This window comes from Chelativorans alearensis (genome assembly GCF_010993735.1).
Taxonomy (GTDB): domain Bacteria; phylum Pseudomonadota; class Alphaproteobacteria; order Rhizobiales; family Rhizobiaceae; genus Chelativorans; species Chelativorans alearense.
This window is the reverse complement of record NZ_WQNI01000006.1, coordinates 36680-60301: the sequence shown is the minus strand read 5'-3', so window position 1 is coordinate 60301 and position 23622 is coordinate 36680. Positions and strand designations below refer to the sequence as shown.

20 protein-coding genes and 1 pseudogene are annotated in these 23622 nt (G+C 64.6%); 7 read left to right on the top strand and 14 right to left on the bottom strand.

What is annotated here, in order from left to right:
* Positions 1-18 precede the first annotated feature (18 nt).
* Positions 19-312 carry a GYD domain-containing protein gene (locus GPJ75_RS10675; RefSeq protein WP_163267914.1) on the bottom strand — a complete coding sequence of 98 codons (294 nt, stop codon included), beginning with the start codon at positions 310-312 and terminating at the stop codon, positions 19-21.
* 292 nt (positions 313-604) lie between these two features.
* Here GPJ75_RS10675 and GPJ75_RS10670 point away from each other — a divergent pair, with 292 nt between their 5' ends.
* On the top strand, positions 605-802 hold the full coding sequence (locus tag GPJ75_RS10670; RefSeq protein ID WP_163268269.1) for a hypothetical protein: 198 nt from the start codon (positions 605-607) through the stop codon (positions 800-802).
* Positions 803-909: 107 nt separating this feature from the next.
* Here GPJ75_RS10670 and GPJ75_RS10665 read toward each other — a convergent pair whose 3' ends face one another.
* From GPJ75_RS10665 to dnaG, 3 genes are all read right to left on the bottom strand, one after another.
* Positions 910-1662 carry a carbonic anhydrase gene (locus GPJ75_RS10665; protein ID WP_163267912.1) on the bottom strand — a complete coding sequence of 251 codons (753 nt, stop codon included), beginning with the start codon at positions 1660-1662 and terminating at the stop codon, positions 910-912.
* A gap of 295 nt (positions 1663-1957) precedes the next feature.
* Positions 1958-3958: an RNA polymerase sigma factor RpoD gene (gene rpoD / locus GPJ75_RS10660; RefSeq protein WP_163267910.1), complete on the bottom strand. Its 2001-nt coding sequence runs from the start codon at positions 3956-3958 to the stop codon at positions 1958-1960.
* A 280-nt stretch (positions 3959-4238) separates the two neighbouring features.
* Positions 4239-6155: a DNA primase gene (gene dnaG, locus GPJ75_RS10655; RefSeq protein WP_163267908.1), complete on the bottom strand. Its 1917-nt coding sequence runs from the start codon at positions 6153-6155 to the stop codon at positions 4239-4241.
* A gap of 238 nt (positions 6156-6393) precedes the next feature.
* Here dnaG and GPJ75_RS10650 point away from each other — a divergent pair, with 238 nt between their 5' ends.
* Both GPJ75_RS10650 and GPJ75_RS10645 read left to right on the top strand, forming a co-directional pair.
* Positions 6394-6624 carry a hypothetical protein gene (locus GPJ75_RS10650; protein ID WP_163267906.1) on the top strand — a complete coding sequence of 77 codons (231 nt, stop codon included), beginning with the start codon at positions 6394-6396 and terminating at the stop codon, positions 6622-6624.
* On the top strand, positions 6621-6905 hold the full coding sequence (locus GPJ75_RS10645; RefSeq protein WP_163267904.1) for a type II toxin-antitoxin system RelE/ParE family toxin: 285 nt from the start codon (positions 6621-6623) through the stop codon (positions 6903-6905). The genes GPJ75_RS10650 and GPJ75_RS10645 overlap by 4 nt, the downstream gene beginning before the upstream one ends.
* A gap of 21 nt (positions 6906-6926) precedes the next feature.
* On the opposite strand, the gene GPJ75_RS10640 is transcribed toward GPJ75_RS10645, so the two are convergent.
* The 3 genes from GPJ75_RS10640 to GPJ75_RS10630 form a co-directional block, all read right to left on the bottom strand.
* A complete protein-coding gene (locus GPJ75_RS10640; protein WP_163267902.1) occupies positions 6927-9158 on the bottom strand; it encodes a putative bifunctional diguanylate cyclase/phosphodiesterase in 2232 nt (743 codons plus the stop codon).
* A 334-nt stretch (positions 9159-9492) separates the two neighbouring features.
* On the bottom strand, positions 9493-9954 hold the full coding sequence (locus tag GPJ75_RS10635) for a DUF1801 domain-containing protein (protein ID WP_246249019.1): 462 nt from the start codon (positions 9952-9954) through the stop codon (positions 9493-9495).
* A gap of 143 nt (positions 9955-10097) precedes the next feature.
* Positions 10098-11282, bottom strand: a complete 1185-nt coding sequence (locus tag GPJ75_RS10630) for an MFS transporter (RefSeq protein ID WP_163267899.1) — start codon at positions 11280-11282, stop codon at positions 10098-10100.
* Positions 11283-11438: 156 nt separating this feature from the next.
* Here GPJ75_RS10630 and GPJ75_RS10625 point away from each other — a divergent pair, with 156 nt between their 5' ends.
* Positions 11439-11792 (top strand): ArsR/SmtB family transcription factor, encoded by a 354-nt coding sequence (locus GPJ75_RS10625; RefSeq protein WP_163267897.1) that lies wholly within the window; start codon positions 11439-11441, stop codon positions 11790-11792.
* Here GPJ75_RS10625 and GPJ75_RS10620 read toward each other — a convergent pair.
* Complete coding sequence (locus GPJ75_RS10620) at positions 11789-12547, bottom strand: DUF4336 domain-containing protein (RefSeq protein ID WP_246249018.1); 759 nt, start codon at positions 12545-12547, stop codon at positions 11789-11791. The genes GPJ75_RS10625 and GPJ75_RS10620 overlap by 4 nt on opposite strands.
* 264 nt (positions 12548-12811) lie before the next feature.
* Here GPJ75_RS10620 and carB point away from each other — a divergent pair, with 264 nt between their 5' ends.
* Positions 12812-16309 (top strand): carbamoyl-phosphate synthase large subunit, encoded by a 3498-nt coding sequence (carB, locus tag GPJ75_RS10615; RefSeq protein WP_163267895.1) that lies wholly within the window; start codon positions 12812-12814, stop codon positions 16307-16309.
* 11 nt (positions 16310-16320) lie between these two features.
* On the opposite strand, the gene GPJ75_RS10610 is transcribed toward carB, so the two are convergent.
* The 4 genes and pseudogenes from GPJ75_RS10610 to GPJ75_RS27655 all read right to left on the bottom strand — a co-directional run.
* Positions 16321-16845 (bottom strand): hypothetical protein, encoded by a 525-nt coding sequence (locus GPJ75_RS10610; RefSeq protein ID WP_163267893.1) that lies wholly within the window; start codon positions 16843-16845, stop codon positions 16321-16323.
* 1119 nt (positions 16846-17964) lie between these two features.
* On the bottom strand, positions 17965-18768 hold the full coding sequence (locus GPJ75_RS10605; protein WP_163267891.1) for an ABC transporter permease: 804 nt from the start codon (positions 18766-18768) through the stop codon (positions 17965-17967).
* On the bottom strand, positions 18765-19775 hold the full coding sequence (locus tag GPJ75_RS10600; RefSeq protein WP_163267889.1) for an ATP-binding cassette domain-containing protein: 1011 nt from the start codon (positions 19773-19775) through the stop codon (positions 18765-18767). Before GPJ75_RS10600 ends, GPJ75_RS10605 begins: the two co-directional genes overlap by 4 nt.
* A gap of 154 nt (positions 19776-19929) precedes the next feature.
* A pseudogene (locus GPJ75_RS27655) lies at positions 19930-20361 on the bottom strand (transglycosylase SLT domain-containing protein); the annotation flags it as partial.
* Positions 20362-20673: 312 nt separating this feature from the next.
* Between GPJ75_RS27655 and GPJ75_RS10590 the strand changes: the two are divergent.
* Both GPJ75_RS10590 and GPJ75_RS10585 read left to right on the top strand, forming a co-directional pair.
* The gene (locus GPJ75_RS10590; RefSeq protein WP_163267885.1) at positions 20674-21237 is read left to right on the top strand and encodes a methylated-DNA--[protein]-cysteine S-methyltransferase; all 564 of its coding nucleotides are present in this window, start codon (positions 20674-20676) and stop codon (positions 21235-21237) included.
* 161 nt (positions 21238-21398) lie between these two features.
* Entirely contained in the window at positions 21399-21620 is a 222-nt protein-coding gene (locus tag GPJ75_RS10585; RefSeq protein ID WP_163267883.1) for a hypothetical protein, read from the top strand.
* A 4-nt stretch (positions 21621-21624) separates the two neighbouring features.
* Here the strand turns inward: GPJ75_RS10585 and GPJ75_RS10580 are convergent, their stop codons facing one another.
* Both GPJ75_RS10580 and ugpE read right to left on the bottom strand, forming a co-directional pair.
* Entirely contained in the window at positions 21625-22770 is a 1146-nt protein-coding gene (locus GPJ75_RS10580; protein ID WP_163267881.1) for a sn-glycerol-3-phosphate import ATP-binding protein UgpC, read from the bottom strand.
* A gap of 3 nt (positions 22771-22773) precedes the next feature.
* A complete protein-coding gene (gene ugpE / locus GPJ75_RS10575; RefSeq protein ID WP_163267879.1) occupies positions 22774-23622 on the bottom strand; it encodes a sn-glycerol-3-phosphate ABC transporter permease UgpE in 849 nt (282 codons plus the stop codon).

Below are 23622 nucleotides of genomic sequence, written 5' to 3'. Positions count from 1 at the left end.
ACCTGTCAAGAACGCCGCTCAGCCGAGCGACTTGATGATCTCCCGATACGCCTCCTCCGGAAAGGCCTTCAGCGTGCGGGTGCGCACATTGCCCGCCATGCCGAGCTCCAGCGCGAAGCGCGCCGCCACCGCGTCGTCCGGCGCCTCGGCGATCGCCACCATGTCGCACTCGCCCATGGTGAGATAGAACGCCTTGAAAGCGCCGCCCATCTCCGAGAGCGCCTTCTTGGCGGCGTCGAGCCGGGCGGGCGACTCGCGGACGTTCTTCACGCCCTGCTCTGTCCAGTTCACAAGCATGATGTAAGTGGTCACGTCACACCTCCCCCGGCGCCGCGCAACGCTCGGGAAAAGCCCGCCGGCGCCGGACCTTTTTGCCCCATCGCCACCGCCAACTATGCGCCTGTGACGCCCGGCCCGCAAGGTGCCAGTATGCGGCCGCCCCGCCCCTTGACCTAGCCCCCCTTTGACCTGAGACAAGGCGCCCACCACTACCGCCGTTATGATGTTATCGAATGGCTTCTCCACGCTTGGCACACGCAACGGAGCGGCGGAAAGCCAGCCATCGACGGTTGGTATCTACTGGGACAAGGCCATGAAGACGTATATGACGATTCTTGTGCTCTCGGTCGTGTTGGCGGGCTGCACCCAGACAATCGGCTCCATCGCGGTCGGCGACCAGGCGTACAAGACCGATCCGGCATGCGAGCGCACAAAGCCGCTCGGACAATACGACGAGAAGTGCGACACCCCAAGGTTGGGCTTCAAGGATTTCTCGCCGTGGACGACCGTTCCCCGCATGTGATCGCCCCGACGCTTCACAAGCTGGCGGAGGCCGGCAACGAAGCCGGCCTCCTTGCCGAATGAGAAGGCCCCCACCGCCACCAAGAGGGCGGCATCTCAGACGCCGCGTCAGTGCGAGCTCAGGATGAAACGGCGGTTCTGGGAAACGATCGGGCGGGCGTTGGCCGGATAGATCGCCGTGAACCGCTCGATGTCGGCAGCAGTCACCTCGACCGGCTCCCTGGCCACCATCCAGTCGACGTTCTCGCTGCATGGCGGCGTCGTCAGCGAGCCTTCATAGGTCCAGTAGCGCAGGGAAGTCGGCAGAAGGCCGTTGGGGTCGATCTTGTCGACGGACACCTCCGCGCCTTCCTGCGCCGGGAAAGCCGCGGCAAGCCCCGCGAAGGTCGTGTTGGCGGCGCCCGGCGTCAGGAACACGGCAAGCACGCCGAGGGCGCCGGTGTCGCGGTCCTTGTGCACGAAATGCGCCTCCATGGGAAAGGTTCTGCCTTCCACATGATGTTCGCTGGGCGCATGGAAGTGGAACTGCAGCAGGTCATACTTCCTGCCGCCACGCCCGAGCGTGCTGCCGGCGGGCATGTTGATCTGGATGGTGTGACCGTTGTTGACCATCACGCCGCCGCCCTTGTGCCAGCCGATGGAGATGGGCGGCAGATCCGCCTCGATGGTACCGGAAACGTCCACCGGCGACTGCTGCGTGCCGCCCGAGCAGACGAAATTCTTCCTGTCCAACTCGGCCCAATGCCGCGGCCCTTCCCCGCCGGAATAGCTCCAGTGATTGCCTGCCGCGCTGGCGGCTTTGGCGCAGACCGGGCACGCGCCCAACGCAATAAACCCCTTGATGAAATTACGCCGTTCCATAGGAACTTCTCCTTTTCGTGAACGGAATCAATAAACTATGCACCGCCAAACCAGAGCGGAGTGCGCACCGGTAATCCTCCCAGATGGTGACGAAATCGCGGCGAACGGATGCGGCCATGCTGCAGTGCGGCAAAAATTCGCACCCGCGAAAAGAAAAAGCCGGGCACAAGGCCCGGCTTTGGGAATGTTTGGGTATGGCTTTTATACCAACGGCGCTTAGCTTTGGGCCGTTTTACCTATTGAACCGTTCAGGCATCGATGCACCACCAGCGGTCAAACGCAAAGTCCGCTCGTTTTAGCTGTCGAGGAAGCTCCTGAGCTTCCGCGAGCGGCTCGGATGCTTGAGCTTCCTGAGCGCTTTCGCCTCGATCTGGCGGATGCGCTCGCGGGTAACCGAGAACTGCTGGCCCACCTCTTCGAGCGTGTGGTCGGTGTTCATGCCGATGCCAAAGCGCATGCGCAGCACCCGCTCCTCGCGCGGCGTCAGCGAGGCGAGCACGCGCGTCGTCGTCTCGCGCAGGTTCGCCTGGATCGCCGCATCGATCGGCAGCACCGCCATCTTGTCCTCGATGAAGTCGCCGAGATGCGAATCCTCCTCGTCGCCCACCGGCGTTTCGAGGCTGATCGGCTCCTTGGCGATCTTCAGCACCTTGCGCACTTTTTCGAGCGGCATGGCAAGCTTTTCCGCCAGCTCCTCCGGCGTCGGCTCGCGGCCGATCTCATGCAGCATCTGGCGGCTCGTGCGCACGATCTTGTTGATCGTCTCGATCATGTGCACGGGAATGCGGATGGTGCGCGCCTGGTCGGCGATCGACCGCGTGATCGCCTGCCTGATCCACCACGTCGCATAGGTGGAGAACTTGTAGCCGCGCCGGTACTCGAACTTGTCCACCGCCTTCATCAGGCCGATATTGCCTTCCTGGATGAGGTCGAGGAACTGCAGGCCGCGGTTCGTGTACTTCTTGGCGATGGAGATGACGAGCCTGAGGTTCGCCTCCACCATCTCCTTCTTGGCGATAGCCGCCTCGCGCTCGCCCTTCTGCACCTGGTTGACGATGCGGCGGAACTCGCCGATGGAGATCGCCGTCTCCTGGGCGAGATTCTGGATCTCCGTGCGCAGCGCCTCGATCGTGTCGGCCTCGTTCTTCGTGAACTCCTTCCAGCCGCGGCTGGTCAGCTTGGCCACGGCGCCGGTCCAGTTCGGGTCCAGTTCCGATCCCTGATAGGCCTTGAGAAAATCCTCGCGCCGCACACCGTAGCTTTCGGCGAGGCGGAGAAGCCGCCCCTCGTTCTGCACCAGGCGCTTGTTGATGTCGTAGAGCTGCTCGACCAGCGTCTCAATGCGCTGGTTGTTGAGCGATAGCGACTTCACGGACGTGATCAATTCGCCCTTGAGCTGCTTGTAGCGGCGCTCCTGGCCGGCCGAAAGGTTGTCGCCGTCGGAGAGCCGGCTCTCCACCTGCTGGTCCTGCAGCTTGCGCAGCTTGGCGTAGGTGTCGGCGATGAAGTCGAGCGTCTCCATGACGGCGGGCTTCAGCTCCGCTTCCATGGCGGCCAGCGACAGGTTGGCCTCGTCTTCCTCCTCGTCCTCTTCCTCGGCGCTGCTTTCCCCGCCGACATCGGTGATGTCGTCGTCGCGCGCCCGCTTCGGCTTCTCTTCCGCCGGCTTGGCGTCCTCGTCCGGCCGCGTCACCACCGGCGCCTGCTTGGCCTCGGGGCCGGCATAGGTGGCTTCCAGGTCGATGATCTCGCGCAAGAGGATCTTGCCGTCGTTGAGCTCGTCGCGCCAGATGATGAGCGCCTGGAAGGTCAGCGGGCTTTCGCACAGGCCGGCGATCATGGTCTCGCGGCCGGCCTCGATGCGCTTGGCGATAGCGATCTCGCCCTCGCGCGACAGAAGCTCCACCGAGCCCATCTCGCGCAGATACATGCGCACGGGGTCGTCTGTGCGGTCCGTCGGCTCTTTCTTGGTGGCCGTGGTGGCGACGGCGGTGCTGGTCTGCCCCGTCAGCTCGGTGCTCTCCTCGCTGTCGGAGCTATCGCCGTCCTCGCCCGCCTCGTCGTCCTCGACGACGTTGATGCCCATGTCGGAGAGCATCGCCATCGTGTCCTCGATCTGCTCGGACGAAACCTCGCCCGAGGGGAGAACGGCGTTCAGCTCGTCCATGGTCACATAGCCGCGCTTCTTGGCGGTCTTGATCATCTTCTTGACAGCGTCGTCCGAAAGGTCGAGCAGAGGGCCGTCGGCGCTCTCGCGTTCCGTTTCGACTTCTTCTTTTTCCTTGGTTGTCGCCATGCCTTGCTTTCTCCACCGGCTCGCGCCTCATGCGTCACCGCGCCGCATGATTCGCGCATTCACCAGGCTCTAGCCGCAGCAGCGTTAACGCCCGGCTAACCTTAACATCTATAGCGGGCCTTGCGGCCGTCCATGCCGTGCGCCGTTCTCGTTCGCTTTCCGCCCGGCCGAATCGATCCTGATTCCTTCAATCGGCGCCGAGGTCAAGCCGCTGTGCCATGATTCGCATGAAAAAAGCGAATCACCCGCCCTTTGCCGGCGATCCGCTTTGGGGGCGACATCACGACCGCCCGGCGCGCCCGGAGAGGAGTCCGAACCCCTCGATCAGCGCTTCCGTCGCTTGCACATTGCGCAACTCGGCCTGAATCTCCACCAGATGCCGATAATTCTCTTCAGTCGGTTCGTCGGCGAGCGCCAGCTCGGCCGCTTTGAGCTCCTTATGTAGAAAGCCGGCGCTGCGGTGCAAGTGCAACGCTTGAAGAAACGCCTCGCGCGCGTCCTCCAGCGCCGCTTCCGGCAGTGCCGGCCACTGGTTGGCCCGCCGCACCAGCATCTCCGCCTGCTCCAGCGCTCCGCCCGCGCCGGCGGCGTTCAGCGCCTCCCTCAGCGCCTCCCGCTCGTGCGCCACCCCGTGGGCGAGCGCGTCGAGCAGGGCCGAGCGCAGGCGCACGAGCTCGGCGCTCGCCAGCGCCATCATCTCCACCGCGTCGAAATGCTCGTCGATGAGCGCGGGATGGTTGATGAGCGCCACCATGATGGCCGCCTCGCGCAGCGGCATGTGCCCGCCCGCCGAGCGCACCAGGCCAGACCGCGCCAGGCTTTCCGAGACCGCGAGCCTGCCCGCCGCCGCCCCCGGCCGGCCCTGCTGCTGCCTGCCGCCGAAGCCGCGTTTGTCGCCGCCCCTCCTGTGCTGCCCCGCACCGAAAAAGGTCTGCACCCGCTCGCGCAGTTCCTGCGCGTAGTGGCGCCGCACGCTCTCATCGCGAATACGGCCGGACAGCGCCCTTAAGTTCTGCTCCAGTTCGGCCCGCCGCTCCGGCGTGTCGAACACCCGCCCCGAGGTCTCGCGCATCCAAAGGATGTCGGCCAACGGCCGCGCCTCGGCCACCAGCGCGTCGAACGCCTCGCGGCCCGCCTCGCGCACCAGGTCGTCCGGGTCCTTGCCCTGCGGCAGAAGCGCGAAGCGCAGCGTGCGCCCCGCCTGCACCATGGGCAGCGCCATATCGGCGGCCCGCCACGCCGCGCGCAGCCCCGCCTCGTCGCCGTCGAAGCACAGGACAGGCTCCCCCGTCATGCGCCACAGGAGTTCCAGTTGATATTCCGTCAGCGCCGTGCCGAGCGGCGCCACCGCGTTTTCCACCCCCACCTGGGCGAGCGCGATGACGTCCATATAGCCTTCCACCGCCACCACCGGCCCGCCGCGCGCCGCCTTGCGCGCCCGCGCATGGTTGTAGAGCACGCGCCCTTTGTGGAAGAGCTCCGTATCCGGCGAGTTCATGTATTTGGCCGGCACGTCGGAGGAGAGCGCCCGCCCGCCGAAGGCGATCACATGCCCGCGCACATCCTCGATGGGAAACATGATGCGCCCGCGGAACCAGTCGTAGGAAACGGCGATGTCCGGTCCGTGCCGCACCAGCCCGCACGCCTCGATCTCGTTCTTGCCCACCCCCTTGCCGGCCAGGAATTCCTTGAGCGCATTGCGGCTATCCGGCGCAAAGCCGAGCCGGAAGGCCTGCTGCGTCGCCGACGAGATCCCCCGCCCGCGCAGATAAGCCCGCGCCTCCGCCCCGCCAGGCCCCTGCATGCTGTCCTGGAAAAAGCCAGTCGCCATCTCCATCACGTCCGTAAGGCTCGCCCGCTCCTTCTCCTTGCGCTCGGCTTCAGGGTCGCGCGCCGGCATCGGCACGCCTGCCATCTCCGCCACCCGCTCCACGGCTTCCGGAAAGCTCATCCCGTCAAGCTCCGTCAGAAAGCGGAAATGGTCCCCCGTAACCCCGCAGCCGAAGCAGTGGTACCGCCCCTTCCGGTCCTCACAGTGAAAGCTCGGCGTCTTCTCACCGTGAAACGGGCAGCACGCCCAATAGTCGCCGCGCGCCGCGTTGGTCTTGCGCTTGTCGAAGGTAACGCGCTGCCCCACCACCTGCGAAATGGGCACGCGGTCACGAATCTCGTCCAGGAAGCTGGTGGGAAAGCGCATGGTCGACCGTTAGGGTTTATCTATCGTCTATACATGAGAAGACCGCCCGCCACGACGACAAAAGAAGGCTTTACCCGCTTTTCACATTACAGCGCCGTGCGTCCTTTCGGACGCTACACAAGGACGCTGTAAGCTATTGAACCTGCGCATCGTACTTTCCGAAAACCGGAATCGGTTTTCGGAAAGTACGATGCAATAGGCGTTGGTTCCTATTTCAGACGCGTGATATGGTGCAACCATGAACCAGACAACGCTAAAAGCAATCCTCGAACAAGCCGAGCATTGGGCGGAGGAGGATCGGCAAGACCTGGCCGACTACGCTCGTGTGATCGAGGCACGTCGAACCGGCACATACCGCGTGAGCGAAACTGAACGCGAAGCGTTGACCAGGTCGCTGAAAGAAGCCGATCGGGGCGAATTTGCCACCGACACCATGATTTCAGCCGCCGCCAAACGCTTCGATAGATGAAGGTTCGCTACACGCGACAAGCGTTTCGTGACCGCGAACGTATTCTCGATTATCTGGAAACACGTTCACGCAGCGGCGCCCGCAACGTGAAGGCGCGGCTGGATTCTGCGGTGGTCTTGCTGTCGGAGCAGCCGACAGCCGGCACCGTTACCGACGTGCTGAATGTCCGCGTCCTGTTCGTCGGCCACTATCCCTATAAGATATTCTACCGCGTCAAGGCGGGTGCCATCGAGATCCTGCACATTCGGCATACCTCCAGACGCCCGAGCGAGTACATTTGACGATTTCCGCAGCCCTCCACCTCAAGCGACGCTCGCCACCACCGTAAGCATCTTTCTCTTGACGCCGAGAAGCGCGTCGATCTGGTTGAGCGTGACCGGAGAGGAGAACAGGAAGCCCTGCAGTTCGTCGCAACCGACCTGCTTGAGATAGTCGCTCTGCTCCCGCGTCTCCACGCCCTCGGCCGTGGTGCGAAGCCCGCGGGCGCGTGCGAGATGGATCATCGCCTGCACGATCGCCTCGTCGCCGCTCAGCCGCCCGAACCCCTGCACGAAGCTGCGGTCGATCTTGATCCGGTCGACCTGAAGCTGCTTCAGCCGGCCGAGCGAGGAGAATCCGGTTCCGAAATCGTCGAGCGCGATCTGCACGCCCATCTCCCGCAAGGCCCTGATGTTCTGCTCGCAATAACCGATATTGTCCGACACGGCGCCTTCCGTCACCTCGATCTCCAGCCGCTCGGGGCGCAGCCCGCAGTCGCTCAGCGTGTCGGCCACCCTCGCCGCGAAGCCGGGGTTGCGCAGTTCGATCACCGAGGTGTTGACCGAGACCGGGATGTCCGGCCACAGAACGGCTGCCTTGCAGGCCTCCCGCAGCACCAGTTCGCCGAGCGCCTCGATAAGCCCCGTCTCCTCAGCCACCGGCACGAAGACCGTGGGCGAGATCCACCCCTTGGACGGGTGGTTCCAGCGCAACAGCGCCTCCACACACGTGATCCGCATATCCGTGGCGGCGTAGCGGGGCTGGTAGTGGATGCTGATCTCGTCTCCCTTGCCCTTCGCCAGCCGCCCCATCGCCAGCCGCAGATCGCGCTCGATGTCGCGGCGCGTCTGCAGCATGGCATCCATGGCGTTGCCAAAGATGGCATAGCGGCTGCGCCCGGCGCTCTTGGCATGGTAAAGGGCGATGTCCGCCTTCCTGGTGAGTTCCGTCCGCTCCGCGCCATGCGCCGGGGCGAACGCCACGCCGATGCTCACGCCTGAAAAGACCTGATGGCCCTCGATCTCGAACGGCCGCTCCGCTGTCGCGACGATCCGTTCGCACAGCATCTCGACCTCCTCCGCCTGCCGCAGCCTCGGCTTGATCACGATGAACTCGTCGCCGCCGATGCGCGCCACCGTGTCGCCCTCGCCCGTCAGCGCCTTCAGCCTCTCGCCGAACTCCTTGATCACCATGTCGCCGGCGGGATGGCCGAGCGTATCGTTGACCTGCTTGAACCGGTCGAGGTCGAGATAGAGCACCGCCACTTTCCTGCCCACGTCCCGGACCGCCCGCAGCGCCGCTTCCAGCCTCTGGTCGAACAAGGCCCGGTTCGGCAGGCCTGTGAGAGGATCGTGCAGGGCGAGAAACGTCATCCTGGCCTCGCTCGCCGCCAGCTTCCTCGACCGCTGGCTGATGACGAGAAGAAGTATGGCGATGGTCATAAGCACCAGCACCAGAAACCCGAGGAGCACCGGGGCGAGCCGGGAAAGCACCGCCGCCCCCGGCTTGTAGGGCCGCCAGATGAAGTAGCCGATCACCTCCCCGGAGGCAGCCGTCAAAGGCAGCGCCTCCTCGCCCTCCCCCGCGTCTTCGTTCCAGGAAAAGCGCATTCCCTCGAAGAGATAGTCCCTCTCCAGCTCCGCCACGAAGTCCCCGTCCAGATATCTGACGGCGATATGCAGATACTCCTCCCCCGGCGTCTGCTCGATCTCTTCGGTATCGGAGATGATCGGCTTGACGCTGACAATGGCCGGATGGCCCTCGACCACCATCAGGTCGGTCGCACCGGGGCTCAGGAAGCGGCCCCCCACCCCCTCCATGTCTCCCGTCCGCATCTTTTGACGAAGCGCCCGGATCAGCGGTGCGGCCTGCCCGGCAAGCGCGGCAAAGCCGTCCTCCCCCGTCTCCGCGTCGACGGAGAAGGCGGCCACCAGCCCATCCGTGGAATCAAGGATATAGGCCGCGTCGTGGCCGAAATAGGTGTGCATCCAGCTTCCAAGGTTATAGTCGATCCATTCCAGATCGCTGCCGTCCCTGACGGCATTCAAGGCATCGTCCCAGACCGTGACGCTCTCCTGGTTGTAGGCGACCGTCGCCTGCATCTGCGACACCACCAGCCGCGCCAGCCCCTCCTGCCGCTCCAGCGCGACATTGTCGGCCTCCACGCTCGACCACATGAGAATCCCCGCCACCGCCACGCTCACAGCGGCGGCAATCGCAAAGACCGGAATGACAATTTTTGTAGTGAAGGAACCAAAGAGCGCGGAAAGCCGCATTAGCTGTACCCCCAGGAAATCGAGCGGCACCGTGCGGCGGAAATCTTTAAGCTTGGATTGACGTCTTACGACAAGTTGAAGCTTTCACCGCCGCCGACACCGGTTTTCGCAGTGGAGAGGACGCCCAAATCGCCGCGGCGTCGCTTGGCTGGCAGGTGGGGCTGATGGCGTGAAGGTGCGGAGATATCGGTGGTGTCAGTTTGAATTTCGGCTCTCGGCCCGAACACGTCATTCTGCGATCGGCTTGGCGATGACCACTTCGTCCCTGCCGATCCCTGTTCAACGGCCAGTCTGCTGGCGGCAAGCGGTCATCAACGCCGAGGCAGAACCTGACTCACTCCCTTGGTTTGAGATGGTAGGTCAATGCCCTGTGGATGAGCAGCCGCAGTTTTTCCAGCGGTAGTGCTTCACTGTCTGTGAAATGGATGGCGCGATTTCCTTCATAGTCGAAGTCGTCTGGAAACATGCCTCGAAAATCCGAGAGAATCGTTGTCTGGCAATGGGTATAGATGGCGAAGCCGCCCTGCTTGGGCAGGCCAAGTCGGATTGTTGAGCCTGACCTGGTTTCGAGCGTCAGGTAGGCTGGTTGGCCCCATTTAAGCGTCTCCCCCACCGCGCCGACATCGGGCGTTATCTCAGCCGTTTCAAAGATCAGGCCGCGCAGAATCAGCAGGCCCGTTCGCTCCGGCTCTGGATACGACGCAAACTTGGCCTCCACGTCAGGATTTTTGAATGGTGGCTTAGCTTTAGTCATATCCCCGACATGGTCGCCACCGTCCGACAGGCGGTCATTCATCAAACGGCAGCTTCTATCCATAACTTCTCAATTCAGTGTAGGTGAAAGAACTTCCGCTATCCACCCACAGCCGAAACTCTACCGAGATACCCGGTTATGCGGACGAACTCACCCGCATAACCGGGAATATATCTCTCAAGTCCCTACCGCACCCCATCCCGCGCGGTGGCCGGCAGCGGCACTCGGGCACTCATGGCGAGCACGAGCAGGCACAGCACCGGAAACACCGCTGCGGCAAGTCCGAGGTCCGACGGCGCAGCGAACTCCAGCACCCGGCCGCCGACGACGGTCCCAAGCGCGATCCCGAAATAAAGCGCCGAGACGTTGAGCGACAGCGTCAGATGCGTCACCTCGGGTGCGAAGCCGGCAAGCCGGCTCGCCTGCGCGGGCGGAAAGGCCCAGCCGATAATCCCCCACGGCACCATGATGCCGATCAGAAGCGGACCGGCGATCCCGTGCGGCAAGAGCTTGAGCCCGAGCGCGATGGCGAGGCTCACGGCAAGCGATGCCAGGAGCGAAATGACCACCACCCGCGTCGCGCCGATGCGGTCGGCGAGATAGCCGCTCGCCAGGTTGCCGATCACCGCCCCCACCCCGAAGGCGAGCAGGATCGCCGGCAGCGCGTATTCGGAAAGGCCCGCGCCCTCAATCGCCAACGGCGCCAGATAGGCGATGATGACGAACCCGCCGGTAAGATAGAGCAGCGTAACGAGGAGCGAGGACAGGATCCCCGGCCGGCCGATCGCCGTGAAGCGTTCGCGCAGCGTCAGTTTCGTGCCGCGCATGTCGCGCGGCAGCCGCCACCACAAGACGGCCGTGCAGGCAAGGCCGAGGACGGCGACCGAAAGAAACGTCCCCCGCCAGCCCCAGACCGCGGCGATCAGCGAGCCGAGTGGCGCGCCGAGCGCCACCGCGAAGGTCGTCCCCCCGACGACCACGGAGATGGCGAGCGCCCGATGCTCCGGCTTGGCCAGCGACACGGCGGTCGCCTGCGCCGTCGCGACGAAAAGGCCGGCCGCCATCCCCATGACGATCTGCGCGGCAAGCAGCATGGCGAAGAACGCGCTCGCCGCCGCCACCGCATTGCCGAAAACGAAAACCAGCATGGCCGCCGCAAGCAGGCGCCGCCTGTCGAACGTTCCGGCGAGCGCGGAAAGCACCGGCGCGCCGATTGCGTAGGCAAGCGAATAGGCCGTGATGACATAGCCCGCCTGCGGCACGGAGGTGTGCGTATCGACGGCGATCGACGGCAGCAGGCTGGCGAAAACGAAACCGACCGTGCTGATCGTGAATGTCCCGACCGCAAGCCAGGCAAGACGCATGTCCATGGTCAGGCTCCTAAGTTCAAAGATCGTTGAACGATTGAACCCCAAGCCCGTCTGTGTCAATCTCGGACCTGAGCCTACCGCATACTTCCTGCCAGCCCTCTGTCAGGAGATCCGCAGTGAAACCCGTTTGGCCGTGAAACCATCTGATTGTGAGACATGGACCTGCCGCATCCAAGCATCGACCAGATCAGTCTCCCGACGGTGCTGGGCGCGTTGGGCGACACCACGCGCCTGGCCATCGTCGGCGAACTGGCGCGCCATGAAGGCAGGGTGCTCCCCTGCTCGCATTTCCTTCATCTCGGCTCGAAATCGAACCTCTCCTACCACCTCGCAAAGATGCGCGAGGCCGGCGTGGTCCGTGTCGAGTGCTGCGGCACGCGCCGGCTGATCTCGCTGCGCCGCGCCGACCTCGACACGCGCTTCCCCGGCCTGCTCGACAGTATCATCGCCACCGCCGCGACAAGGGGCGCTATCCCCGGCAGCCAAACCCCTACTTCGCAGCCCGCCTAGCTCTGAGGGACCCAGTTAAACGCACGCTTCAGTTCCGCCGCCCCGTCCTTCTCGTACCAGCGGCCATGGGCGATGATGATGCGTTCCGGGCCCCAGGCGATCATTCTTTCGACCGCCGCCTTGAGCGCCGGTTTTTCCTTTGCATAGGTCAGCCGCATGTCGCGCGGCATCTGGCCGTCAGGGGCAAGGACGCCGCCCAGATAGGCGAGCCAGCGCATCGGCCGGCCGAGCTTGTCCGCCTCGAAATTCTCGATGAGATCCGTCAGCACCAGCGTCCGGCCGGCACGGTGGAAGAACGTGACCTCCGTCATGAAGCTGCCGGCAACGGGCAGCGTGTCGATCTCCCCGTCCCACGGATAGCCGCTCTCGCCGGCAAGCTCCCGAGCCGCAAAGTCGATGCGCGCGCCCGCCTGCTCGCGGATGCGCGGGGCGAGCCAGACCTGCGCCTGGCCATAAACCGCGCGCCAGTCCGGCACCCACCAGTAGTGGATGCGGTTCGGCCCGATGATGAAGCGCACCTCCCCAATGGCCGCGATCTCCCGCCGCAGCCCCTCGCTAAGCGGCGTCGGCGAATGAATGAAAAGGCCGCCGTCCCTAAGCCGGATCACCGTCATGCGCGTGGGAAACGGCATTTTCGGCCACGGCATGCCGAAGCGGATTGTCGGACCGTCGACGATCCACACATCCTCGCACACGGGCTTCAGCGTATTGAGCGGCGGATAGGTGGCTTCATGCTCTCCCATGGCAGCAAGCATGCACCGCCGCTCCCCGCCGGGCAACAACGTGCCTTGGAGCAATTCCAGGATAAAGTGGAAACCGGTTTTCCGTCCGGAATTGCGACAAAGCAAAGAGCTGGACCAGTCCATCGATTCCGTGAAACGATGAACTGGTCTAGGCGCATTTTCGGGGTTCCGTAGCTGCCCGCCATTGCCTATAAGGCCCGCCTAGCCTGACAGTTTTGACTTCCCTGCGACGGGGGCGGCGCGCCCGCCCACGCACGAGCCACGGACGGACCCTCCATGCCCAAGCGCACCGACATCAAGTCGATCCTGATCATCGGGGCCGGCCCCATCGTCATCGGCCAGGCCTGCGAGTTCGACTATTCAGGCACCCAGGCCGTCAAGGCGCTGAAGGAGGAAGGCTACCGCGTCATCCTGGTCAACTCCAACCCGGCCACCATCATGACCGACCCGGAGCTGGCCGACGCCACCTATATCGAGCCCATCACCCCCGAGGTCGTCGCCAAGATCATCGCCCGCGAGCGTCCCGACGCCCTGCTTCCCACCATGGGCGGCCAGACCGCGCTCAACACCGCCCTGTCGCTCCGCCGCATGGGCGTGCTCGACCGCTACAATGTCGAGATGATCGGCGCCAATGCCGAGGCCATCGACATGGCCGAGGACCGCAAGCTCTTCCGCGAGGCGATGAGCCGCATCGGCCTTGAGACCCCCAAATCCAAGCTCGCCAACGCGACGGACGTGAAGGAGGAGGACCGCAGGACCCACGAGGCCCAGCGCGCCGAGCTGCGCGCCAGGTATTCCGGCGCCGAGCTCGACGCCGCCCTCGACTTGGCTGAGACCGAATGGCAGCTCGGCGAGGGCGACCGCAAGCAGCGCTACATGTCCCACGCCATGGCCGTCGCCGCCACCGCGCTCGACCATGTGGGCCTGCCCGCCATCATCCGCCCCTCCTTCACGCTCGGCGGCACGGGCGGCGGCATCGCCTACAACCGCTCGGAGTTCTTCGAGATCGTCGAGCGCGGCCTCGACGCCTCGCCCACGACCGAAGTCCTCATCGAGGAATCGGTGCTCGGCTGGAAGGAGTACGAGATGGAGGTCGTCCGCGACAAGGCGGACAACTGCATCATCATCTGCTCCATCGAGAACGTCGATCCGATGGGCGTCCACACCGGCGACAGCATCACCGTTGCCCCCGCCCTCACGCTCACCGACAAAGAATACCAGATCATGCGCAACGCATCTATTCGCGTCCTGCGCGAGATCGGGGTGGAGACCGGCGGCTCAAACGTCCAGTTCGCCGTCGACCCGGCGACCGGCCGCCTCGTCGTCATCGAGATGAACCCGCGCGTCTCCCGCTCTTCCGCGCTGGCTTCGAAGGCCACCGGCTTCCCCATCGCCAAGATCGCGGCCAAGCTCGCCGTCGGCTACACGCTGGACGAACTCGAGAACGACATCACCGGCGGCGCCACCCCCGCGAGCTTCGAGCCCTCCATCGACTACGTGGTGACAAAAATCCCCCGCTTCGCCTTCGAGAAATTCCCCGGCTCCAACGCCGTGCTCACCACCGCCATGAAGTCCGTCGGCGAGGTCATGGCCATCGGCCGCACCTTCGCCGAATCGCTGCAGAAGGCCCTGCGCGGCCTGGAGACCGGCCTTACCGGCCTCGACGAGATCGAGATCCCCGGCCTCGGCGAAAACGGCGACGACCCCGACGACAAGAACGCCATCCGCGCCGCCCTCGGCACCCCCACGCCCGACCGTCTGCGCATGGTCGCACAGGCGATCCGCATGGGCACCTCTGTTCCCGAGGTCCACGCCATGTGCCAGATCGACCCCTGGTTCCTGGAGCAGATCGCCGCCATCGTCGCCATGGAAGAGCGCATCCGCGAGCACGGCCTGCCGCAGGACGCCGCCAATTTCCGCATGCTCAAGGCCATGGGTTTCTCCGATTCCCGCCTCGCCTCGCTCACGAAGAAAGAGCCGGAAGAGATTCTGAAATTACGCCAATCCCTCTCCGTCCACCCCGTCTTCAAGCGCATCGACACCTGCGCGGCCGAGTTCGCCGCCCCCACCGCCTACATGTACTCCACCTACGAGACCCCCTTCGCCGGCACCCCCGCCGACGAAGCCCGCGTCTCCGACCGCCGCAAGGTCGTCATCCTCGGCGGCGGGCCCAACCGCATCGGCCAGGGCATCGAGTTCGACTATTGCTGCTGCCACGCCGCCTTCGCGCTCCACGAGGCCGGCTTCGAATCCATCATGGTCAACTGCAACCCGGAGACCGTCTCCACCGACTACGACACCTCCGACCGCCTCTATTTCGAGCCCCTGACGCCGGAGGACGTGCTGGAGATCCTCCGCGCCGAGCAAGCCGCCGGCGAACTCGTCGGCGTCATCGTCCAGTTCGGCGGCCAGACCCCGCTCAAGCTCGCCGATGCTCTCGAAAAAGCCGGCATCCCCATCCTCGGCACCGCCCCCGACATGATCGACCTTGCCGAAGACCGCGACCGCTTCCAGAAGCTCCTCGTCAAGCTCGGCCTGAAACAGCCCAGGAACGGCATCGCCTTCTCCGTAGAGCAGGCCCGCGTCGTCGCTTCCGAGCTCGGCTTCCCCCTTGTCGTGCGCCCGTCTTACGTGCTCGGCGGCCGCGCCATGCAGATCATCCACGACGAGAGCCGCCTGCAGTCCTACCTCCTCGACACGGTCCCCGGCCTCGTGCCGGAGGAGATCCGCCAAAAGTACCCCGCCGACAAGACCGGCCAGATCAACACGCTCCTGTCGAAAAACCCCCTCCTCTTCGACACCTACCTGACGGAAGCGATCGAGATCGACGTCGATTGCCTCTCCGACGGCAAGGAAGTCTTCGTCTCCGGCATCATGGAGCACATCGAGGAAGCCGGCATCCACTCCGGCGACAGCGCCTGCTCCCTCCCCGTCCACTCCCTCTCCCCCGACCTCGTCGACGAGCTTGAGCGCCAGACCGCCGCGCTCGCCCGCGCCCTAAAGGTCGGCGGCCTCATGAACGTCCAGTACGCGGTCAAGGACGGCGAGGTCTACGTGCTCGAAGTCAACCCCCGCGCCTCCCGCACGGTGCCGTTCGTCGCCAAGACCATCGGCAAGCCCATCGCCAAGATCGCCGCCCGCATCATGGCCGGCGAGCCGCTCGAAGACGCCTTCGCCCACTACGGCGCCATGCCCGACGTGCGCAATCCCGGCCACATCGCCGTCAAGGAAGCCGTCTTCCCCTTCGCCCGCTTCCCCGGCGTCGACACCCTCCTCGGCCCGGAAATGAAATCCACCGGCGAAGTCATGGGCCTCGACCACGACTACGCCCTCGCCTTCGCCAAGGCCCAATTGGGCGCCGGCGTGGACCTCCCCCGCTCCGGCACCCTGTTCGTGTCCGTCCGCGACGCCGATAAGCCCCGCGTCCTCCCGGCCGTAAAACGCCTCTCCGACCTCGGCTTCAAGATCCTCGCCACCGGCGGCACCGCCCGTTACTTGCGCGAAAACGACGTCCCCGCCGAAAAGATCAACAAGGTCCTCGAAGGCCGCCCCCACATCGAAGACGCCATCCGCAACCGCCAGGTGCACCTCGTCTTCAACACGACGGACGGGCAGAAAGCGGTATCGGATTCGAAGTCGCTGAGGCGCGCGACGCTGATGCAGAAGGTGCCGTATTATACGACGATGTCGGGGGCGGACGCGGTGGTGGAGGCGATTGCGGCGCTGAAGGCGGGGAGCTTGGAGGTTCGGCCGTTGCAGGGGTATTTCTCTTGAAAACGAGACTGCTAAACTGATGGAGGCAGTTTCAGATACGGTTCAAAGTTTTCTTGAATGCGCTTTGCGGCCTCCTTCCAGAACCAATCCTGTATCTCATGCATTTTTTTGAGGGCGCCTTCCTTCTTTGAATTCTCCTCGTCGGAAAGCTCTTCTTTGGCCCAGGCCCGAGCTCTGAGCGGCTCCCACACTGAGTGCGCTACCTCCCACTGAGCCGTCTTCTTTACCATCTCATCGACCAGTATCATCCCCTCCTCGGGCAACAGGAAATGCGCGTTACGCAACTTTCTCCTCAAAATTATGGCCTCGTCAGCAGAAGGACGGCCATCCCGGTGGAATTTGGCTAGGAAATTTTCAATCTCGAAAAGAAGCTGTACCCGCTTGTCGAACAAAGCTAGTTGGTAGTTTGCGCGGGCAATTTTTCGAGCGTGTGCATGTTGCCTCCATTGAAGCACAAAAAGAGCAATGGTAAACGCCGCAATAACTACACTTGCGATCGTCGCTGCTGTCAGGTCGTTGATCTGGCACCACTCCAAAATAACCTCCCGCGCCCAAAATTTCTTTCAAAAAAATGCAAGATGTATGAGGCGGAGAGTAAAGCCACTTTCTTGCAAATTCCAAGGGCTTTGCTCCGCTAAGCCCAGGAATCTGCTTTCTCCCCCACCGGGGAAGATAGAACTGGTATCAGCGTCGCCGCCAATCGCCAACGCACGTGATTTTGCTGCGGCGCTAACGCAAGCCCCCTATCTCCCCCACCAGGGGGGAGATAACGCCGGCATCGATGTTTCCGCCAGTCGCAAACATTGGAGATTGGCAGAGGCGGACGGTGCAGCGCGCCTATCTCCCCCTTGGTGGGGGAGAAAGCAAATTCTTGGGCTTAGCCGAAGGCTAAGTCTTAGAATTTGCAAGAGAGGGGGCCGGCGCAACGCTGACCGGAGCGGAAGGGCCGCACCTGCACCCACGGGGATAAATTCCCGCCCTCTCAAAAAAACATTCGTTCCAAAACAATCGCTTATCATTTTTTTGCTCCGCCCAACCGCGCATTTTATCCCCCCTTCCCACGCCGCCCTTATCCTGTGCCCGTCCCTCCCGCGGGAACGTGGATCGCGACGGCGGTCTCGCGGGGAGGGGCCGGCGCCTCCGGCGGGCCGCTAACGTGGCGGCCGGCCCGGGGAGGCTCCGCCCAAGGGTTCCCCTGCCGCCACTACGGGCGGCGCGTGCCGGACGGTGCACTTTAAAAGGGAGCCGGAAAGACGGGGGCGCGGAGCGCCCTGTCGTGGGAGGTGCAAGCCTTCCGGATCCGGCTTCGTGGAAGCGGAACGGGCGGAGACTTAAAAACGCCGGACGGGCGGCCCGAGGGTCGCGAAAAAAATTTGACTGGCGACACTTTGGCCGCCCGTCTTCCCGGTTCTTTGACATAGCCCGGCTTCGCATGAAGCGCGGCAACGAATAAGCGCGTCCTTCGCCAGGAAAGGCGGGGCGCCCACGCCTCCCTCCCCCTTGTGGGGAGGGGTAAGGGATGGGGGTGGACGCGCCCGTGTGCCGTCGGGGGCGATTGTCTTGTCTCGCTACCAGGAATGCGCCGGCGTGTCGCCACGCCCCCCACCCCTCACCCCTCCCCTCAAGGGGGAGGGGAATCGTCGACGTTGCGCCCCTCAATCCCGCCGATAAAGCCAAAGCACCACCGGAGACAGCACGATGGTCAGCACCACCGGCGCCGCCAGCGCCAGCAGCACCTCCCCCGTCGTCGCGCTGCCGGCCATCAGCCCGCGCAGCGCCGTCGTCATGTGCGAGACCGGGTTGTTCTCCACGAACACGCGCAGCCAGCCCGGCATGGTCTCAGGCCGCACCATGATGTTGGAGGCAAAGACCAGCGGGAAGATGAACGTAAATCCAATCGTCATCACCGTCATGGGCGTGCGGATGAGCAACCCGAGGACGAGGAAGATCCACCCCGTGCCGAAACCGATGGCGATCAGCAGCAGGAAGGAGAAGAACACGCCGGAAATCCCCGCCTCCGGCCGGTAGCCGAGGGCAAGCCCGATGCCGAGGATGATGCCGCCGGCGATCACGTGGCGCAGAACATCGCCCACCATCAGCCCGGCGAACGGCGAAAGCGACCAGATGGGCAGCGACCGGAAGCGCTCGAACAGCCCCTTGGAAAGGTCGGTCGAAAGCCCCATGCCGGAATAGACCGAGTTGAACACCACCGTCTGCACCAGGATGCCCGGCAGGAAGAACTGCAGATACTCGCCCGGCGAGCCGGCAAGCGCGCCGCCGAACACGAAGGTGAAAAGCAGCGTGAACATGAGCGGCGTCATGACGAGGTCGAAGAGCTGCTCCGGCACGTGCTTGAACTTCAGGATCGCCCGCCATCCGAAGACGAGCGCATTGGAAAAGGCCGACGGCGCGGCCGGCCGCGGCACGTTCTGCAGCATGGCTGGGCTGATCTCGCTCATTCGTCTTCTCCCTCATTCTCGTCTTCCAGCCCCTGCCCCGTGAGCGCGAAGAACACCTCGTCGAGGCTCGGCGAACCCATGGAGAAATCGGCAAGCTCGATGCCGGCGGTAATCAGCGCGGCAAGCGCCTCGTTGGCCGCCCGCGGCGTCTCGGCGACGACGGAAAGCTGCGCGCCTTCCGCGCTGCGCTGCACGGTGTTGCCGAGCCGGGCTTCCAGAATGGCCTCCGCCTCGTCGAGCAGCGCCTGGTCGGCCAGCGCCACATGCAGGAAGCCGGAGCCGATCTGCGCCTTCAGTTCGCGGCTCGTCCCCTCGGCGATCTTCTTCCCGTGGTCGATGACGGCGATGCGCGCGGCCAGCTGGTCGGCCTCCTCCAGGTACTGCGTGGTCAAAAGCACGGTCACGCCCGACTGCGCCAATTGCCGGATCATCCGCCACACGCCCTGGCGGGCCTTCGGGTCGAGCCCCGTCGTCGGCTCGTCGAGGAACAGGATGCCCGGCGTGACGATGAGCGAAGCGGCGATGTCGAGCCTGCGGCGCATGCCGCCGGAATACGACTTCACCTGCTTCTTCGCCGCATCCGAAAGGTCGAAGGCGGCCAGAAGCTCGTCCGCCCGCTTCTTCGCCGCCCGCCCGGCAAAACCCCACAGGCGCGCCAGCATCAAAAGGTTCTCGCGCCCCGTCAGGTCCTCGTCGAGCGAGGCGAACTGCCCGGTCATGGCGATCGCCCCGCGCACGGCCTGCGGATCGGAGACGAGGTCGTGCCCCATCACGTCGGCCGAGCCCGCATCGGGCGAAAGGAGCGTGGCGAGCACCCGGATCAGCGTCGTCTTGCCGGCCCCGTTGGGCCCCAGGATGGCGAAGATCATGCCGCGCGGCACGTTAAGGTCGATGCCGTCGAGCGCCTTCACGTCGCCGAAATGCTTGACCAGCCCGCGCACGGAAATGGCGGGCGGCGCGGCCTTCTGCGCCGTCACCGGACGGTTCGTCAGCGTTGTATCGTTCATTGTGGCCCTCTCTCGACAAATCCCCTGTCGAAGACGAAACAGCCCCGCCCAAACCGACAGCGCGGAGACATACACCCGTTCGGCCATGTTTTTGAAGACGCCCAGAAAAGGCAGCGGACACTTCTTGCCATCGCCCCCGCGGGCGGACGCCGCTTCAGCTTCGCAGCCCGGTTTCCCTGAGGAGGCCCTTGCGCTTGGCATCGTAATAATAGCCGCTGGCGTAAAAGCGCACCGCCCTCTCCTCGTTGCCGCCGGCGGTGATATAGGCCCCGCGCAGATATTTGACGGCGTATTTGAGGTTGGTCTCCGCGTCGAGCAGCCCGCTCGCCGGCCCGCGATAGCCCATGGTCCGCGCGGTATCGTGGCGGATCTGCATCAGGCCCCAATAGATGCGGTTGCGGGCGGCCGGGTTGAAATTGCTCTCCCGCTCCACCACGCGCCGCACCAGCCCCACCGGCACCCCGTAAAGCGCCGCGTATTTGGCGATCAGCCCGTCGAGCTCGGCGCTCTGCGCGGCCACCGGGCGCACCGCCCCGCTCTCTTCGAAAGCGGTCGCCGCCAGCGGCGCCGCACCCCCGGCATAGGCATTCGGCGCAATCTCCCCGACACCGGCAAGGTCGGCGTCCTGCTCCGCCGCCAGGCTGCTGGCCACCACCTTCTCGTCCGCCGTGCTGCAGCCGATAAGAAGCGGTACCGCAAGAAATATGCCGAGGCTCAATATTCGGGAGAATGGAGGCAAGACCCCCTCGCTTTCCATATCGGTCGTCACCCCCATCCGCCGTCCATACAACAGCCATGCCGGCCGTTCAATCTTGAATGGATGCGGCCATATTCGTTCTTGCTTTGTACTTCACCGCCGCTATCATACCCGCTGAGCGGAATCGCCGTGGAGCGCGCCATGACGTCCCATCAAGTCTCCTCCCATCACGTCTTCGAGACTGCCTTCGGCTTTTGCGGCATCGGGTGGACCGCGCGCGGCATCGCCCGTTTCACGCTTCCCACGGCGACCCCCGCCCAGGCGGCCGAGGCGCTGGCGAAACGCCTGCCCGGCTCCAGGCAAGCCACGCCGTCCGGCGCAACGGCGGAGGTCGTCGCTGCCGCCACGCGCTATTTCGCCGGCGAGCGCGAGGATTTCTCCGCCGTCGTCGTCGATCTCGACGGCGTCGACCCCTTCCGCCGCGCCATCTACGGGGCGGCGCGCCGGCTCGGCTATGGCGAGACCACCACCTATGGCGCGCTGGCACAGGAGGCCGGCTTTCCCGAGGCCGCGCGCGAGACCGGCACCGCGCTCGGCCGCAACCCCATCCCCCTCATCGTGCCCTGCCACCGCATATTGGCGGCGGGCGGCAAGCTCGGCGGCTTCTCCGCGCCCGGCGGCACGACCACCAAGCGCAAGATGCTGGCGCTCGAACGCGCCGTCCCGCCCGATGCGGAGCCCGCGCAGTCCTCCTTCGCCTTTTAGGTCGCCCGACTCTTGCGCCCCGATTCGCACCGGGCATAATGGTCTTGGGCTGATTCGCCCTCCCCGCCGCGCTTCGGCGGTCGCGTACTTCCGTTTTGTGCAGCCGCGTATTCGGCATGACGGCACGTCTTGGTCCGTGCCACTCAGCCAGGGGAAGAACCATGCGCCACCCAAAGGAAGACAGCATCAAATCCCGCTTGACCGAGCGCGCGCAGCTCATGCTGGCGGTCGCCAAGATGATGGAACGGGGCATACCGGAAGAGCTGATCCCGGTTCATCTCGCCCGCGCCTTCTACGTCGACATGGACGAACTCAACGCCGTCCTCGACGCAATGCGCGCGGTGCCTGAAAGAAGGGCGCAACGGCTGCGCGCCGTCGCCTGACGGTTTAGGCGTTCAGCGCCTCGGCAAGCGGCTTGACCGCCCGCGCCGCCTTGGCCGGCAGGTCGAGCTCCGCCAGCCTTGCGCCGGTTTCGGCATCGAACAAATGCGCCATCCCCGGCTCGATGGCGAGCGGCAACAGGTCGCCCGGCTGCACCTGCGTACTTCCCGGCAAGCGTGCCACCAATTCGCCGCTGCCGTCCGCAGCGCCCGCAAGCCGCCCATGCGCCAGCGTGTCCGCACCCAGCGTCTCCACCGCCACCACGTCGAGCTCCAGATCGGCATTGGCGCCGGAGACCGGCGCGATGTGTTCCGGCCTGACGCCGAGGATCGCCTTCCGCCCCTTTTCCGGCAAGCGGATGTCGCGCGGCTTCACCGTCCGGCCGTTGGCGAGCGTGAGGCCGAGGTTGCCCGCCGCCTCCACCGGCAGCATGTTCATGGCCGGCGAGCCGATGAAGCCGGCGACGAAGGTGGTGGCCGGCCGGGCATAGACGGCCATGGGGGTATCGATCTGCTCGGCCACCCCATCGTGCATGACCACCAGCCGGTCGGCCAGCGTCATCGCCTCCACCTGGTCATGAGTCACGTAAAGCGCCGTCGTGCCGACGGACTGCTGAAGCTGCTTGATCTCGAGCCGCATCTGCACGCGCAGCTTGGCATCGAGATTGGATAGCGGCTCATCGAGGAGGAAAGCAGCCGGATCGCGCACCAGCGCCCTGCCCATGGCCACCCGCTGGCGCTGCCCGCCCGAAAGCTGGCGCGGCTTCCTGTCGAGGAAGGGCTCAAGCTGCAGCATCGCCGCCGTCTTGCCGACGCGGGCGCGGATATCGGTTTTGGAAAGGCCGGCGATCTTCAGCCCGTAGGCCATGTTGTCGAAGACGCTCATATGCGGATAGAGCGCATAGTTCTGGAACACCATGGCGATGTCGCGCTCGCCCGGCTCCAGCCGGTTGACCACTCGGCCGCCGATTTCGATGGTGCCCTCGGTGATCGTCTCCAGCCCCGCCACCATGCGAAGCAGCGTGGACTTGCCGCAGCCCGACGGGCCGACGATGACGATGAACTCGCCGTCGGCAATGTCGATGTCCACTCCGTGGATCACCTCGGTCTTGCCGTAGTTCTTCCTGACGCCGCGGATGGCTATTGCGCTCATGATCTACTTCTCGCTTTCAACCAGGCCCTTGACGAAAAGGCGCTGCATCAACACCACCACGACGACGGGCGGCAGCATGGCCAGCACCACCGTTGCCATGACCACGTTCCATTGCGGTATCGCATCGGCCACCTCCGCCATGCGCTTGATGCCCATCACGATGGTGTAATAGCCGGTGTCGGTGGTCACCAGGAGCGGCCACAGATACTGGTTCCATCCATAGATGAAGAGGATGACGAAGAGCGCGGCGATGTTGGTGCGCGACAGAGGCAGGAGAATATCGCGGAAAAACTTCATGGGGCCCGCGCCGTCTACCCGCGCTGCTTCCGTCAATTCATCGGGAACCGTCAGGAAAAACTGGCGGAACAGGAAAGTGGCCGTCGCCGAGGCGATCAGCGGGATCGACAGCCCGGCATAGGAATTGAGCATGCCGAGGTCCGCCACCACCTTGAAGGTCGGCACGATGCGCACCTCCACCGGCAGCATCAGCGTGATGAAGATCATCCAGAAGGCGAGCTGCCGGAAGGGAAAGCGGAAATAGACGATAGCGAAGGCCGAGGTGATGGAGATCGCGATCTTGCCGATGGCGATGGCAAGCGCCATCACGAGGCTGTTCACCATCATCATCCCGATCGGCGGCGCGCCGGACGTCGACACCCCCGAGAACACGATCCGGCGATAGTTTTCCAGCGTATGCGGGCCGGGCAGCAGCGGAATGAGGCCCGACATGAAGTCGGTCGGCCCGCGTGTCGAAGCGATGACGGCGACATAGACCGGAAAGGCGACGATCACGACGCCGACGATCAGCACCAGATGTGAAAGCAGGTTCAGGAGCGGTCTGTTCTCGACCAT

Excerpts from the sequence above, each read along its gene's own strand:
- GPJ75_RS10665 (WP_163267912.1), bottom strand. The coding sequence starts at position 1,662 with ATGGAACGGCGTAATTTCATCAAGGGGTTTATTGCGTTGGGCGCGTGC.
- GPJ75_RS10650 (WP_163267906.1), top strand. The coding sequence starts at position 6,394 with ATGAACCAGACAACGCTAAAAGCAATCCTCGAACAAGCCGAGCATTGG.
- GPJ75_RS10580 (WP_163267881.1), bottom strand. The coding sequence starts at position 22,770 with ATGAGCGCAATAGCCATCCGCGGCGTCAGGAAGAACTACGGCAAGACC.
- GPJ75_RS10645 (WP_163267904.1), top strand. The coding sequence starts at position 6,621 with ATGAAGGTTCGCTACACGCGACAAGCGTTTCGTGACCGCGAACGTATT.
- GPJ75_RS10625 (WP_163267897.1), top strand. The coding sequence starts at position 11,439 with ATGGACCTGCCGCATCCAAGCATCGACCAGATCAGTCTCCCGACGGTG.
- GPJ75_RS10605 (WP_163267891.1), bottom strand. The coding sequence starts at position 18,768 with ATGAGCGAGATCAGCCCAGCCATGCTGCAGAACGTGCCGCGGCCGGCC.
- carB (WP_163267895.1), top strand. The coding sequence starts at position 12,812 with ATGCCCAAGCGCACCGACATCAAGTCGATCCTGATCATCGGGGCCGGC.
- GPJ75_RS10620 (WP_246249018.1), bottom strand. The coding sequence starts at position 12,547 with ATGCTTGCTGCCATGGGAGAGCATGAAGCCACCTATCCGCCGCTCAAT.
- GPJ75_RS10585 (WP_163267883.1), top strand. The coding sequence starts at position 21,399 with ATGCGCCACCCAAAGGAAGACAGCATCAAATCCCGCTTGACCGAGCGC.
- GPJ75_RS10630 (WP_163267899.1), bottom strand. The coding sequence starts at position 11,282 with ATGGACATGCGTCTTGCCTGGCTTGCGGTCGGGACATTCACGATCAGC.
- dnaG (WP_163267908.1), bottom strand. The coding sequence starts at position 6,155 with ATGCGCTTTCCCACCAGCTTCCTGGACGAGATTCGTGACCGCGTGCCC.
- GPJ75_RS10590 (WP_163267885.1), top strand. The coding sequence starts at position 20,674 with ATGACGTCCCATCAAGTCTCCTCCCATCACGTCTTCGAGACTGCCTTC.
- ugpE (WP_163267879.1), bottom strand. The coding sequence starts at position 23,622 with ATGGTCGAGAACAGACCGCTCCTGAACCTGCTTTCACATCTGGTGCTG.
- GPJ75_RS10640 (WP_163267902.1), bottom strand. The coding sequence starts at position 9,158 with ATGCGGCTTTCCGCGCTCTTTGGTTCCTTCACTACAAAAATTGTCATT.
- GPJ75_RS10635 (WP_246249019.1), bottom strand. The coding sequence starts at position 9,954 with ATGAATGACCGCCTGTCGGACGGTGGCGACCATGTCGGGGATATGACT.
- rpoD (WP_163267910.1), bottom strand. The coding sequence starts at position 3,958 with ATGGCGACAACCAAGGAAAAAGAAGAAGTCGAAACGGAACGCGAGAGC.
- GPJ75_RS10670 (WP_163268269.1), top strand. The coding sequence starts at position 605 with ATGACGATTCTTGTGCTCTCGGTCGTGTTGGCGGGCTGCACCCAGACA.
- GPJ75_RS10600 (WP_163267889.1), bottom strand. The coding sequence starts at position 19,775 with ATGAACGATACAACGCTGACGAACCGTCCGGTGACGGCGCAGAAGGCC.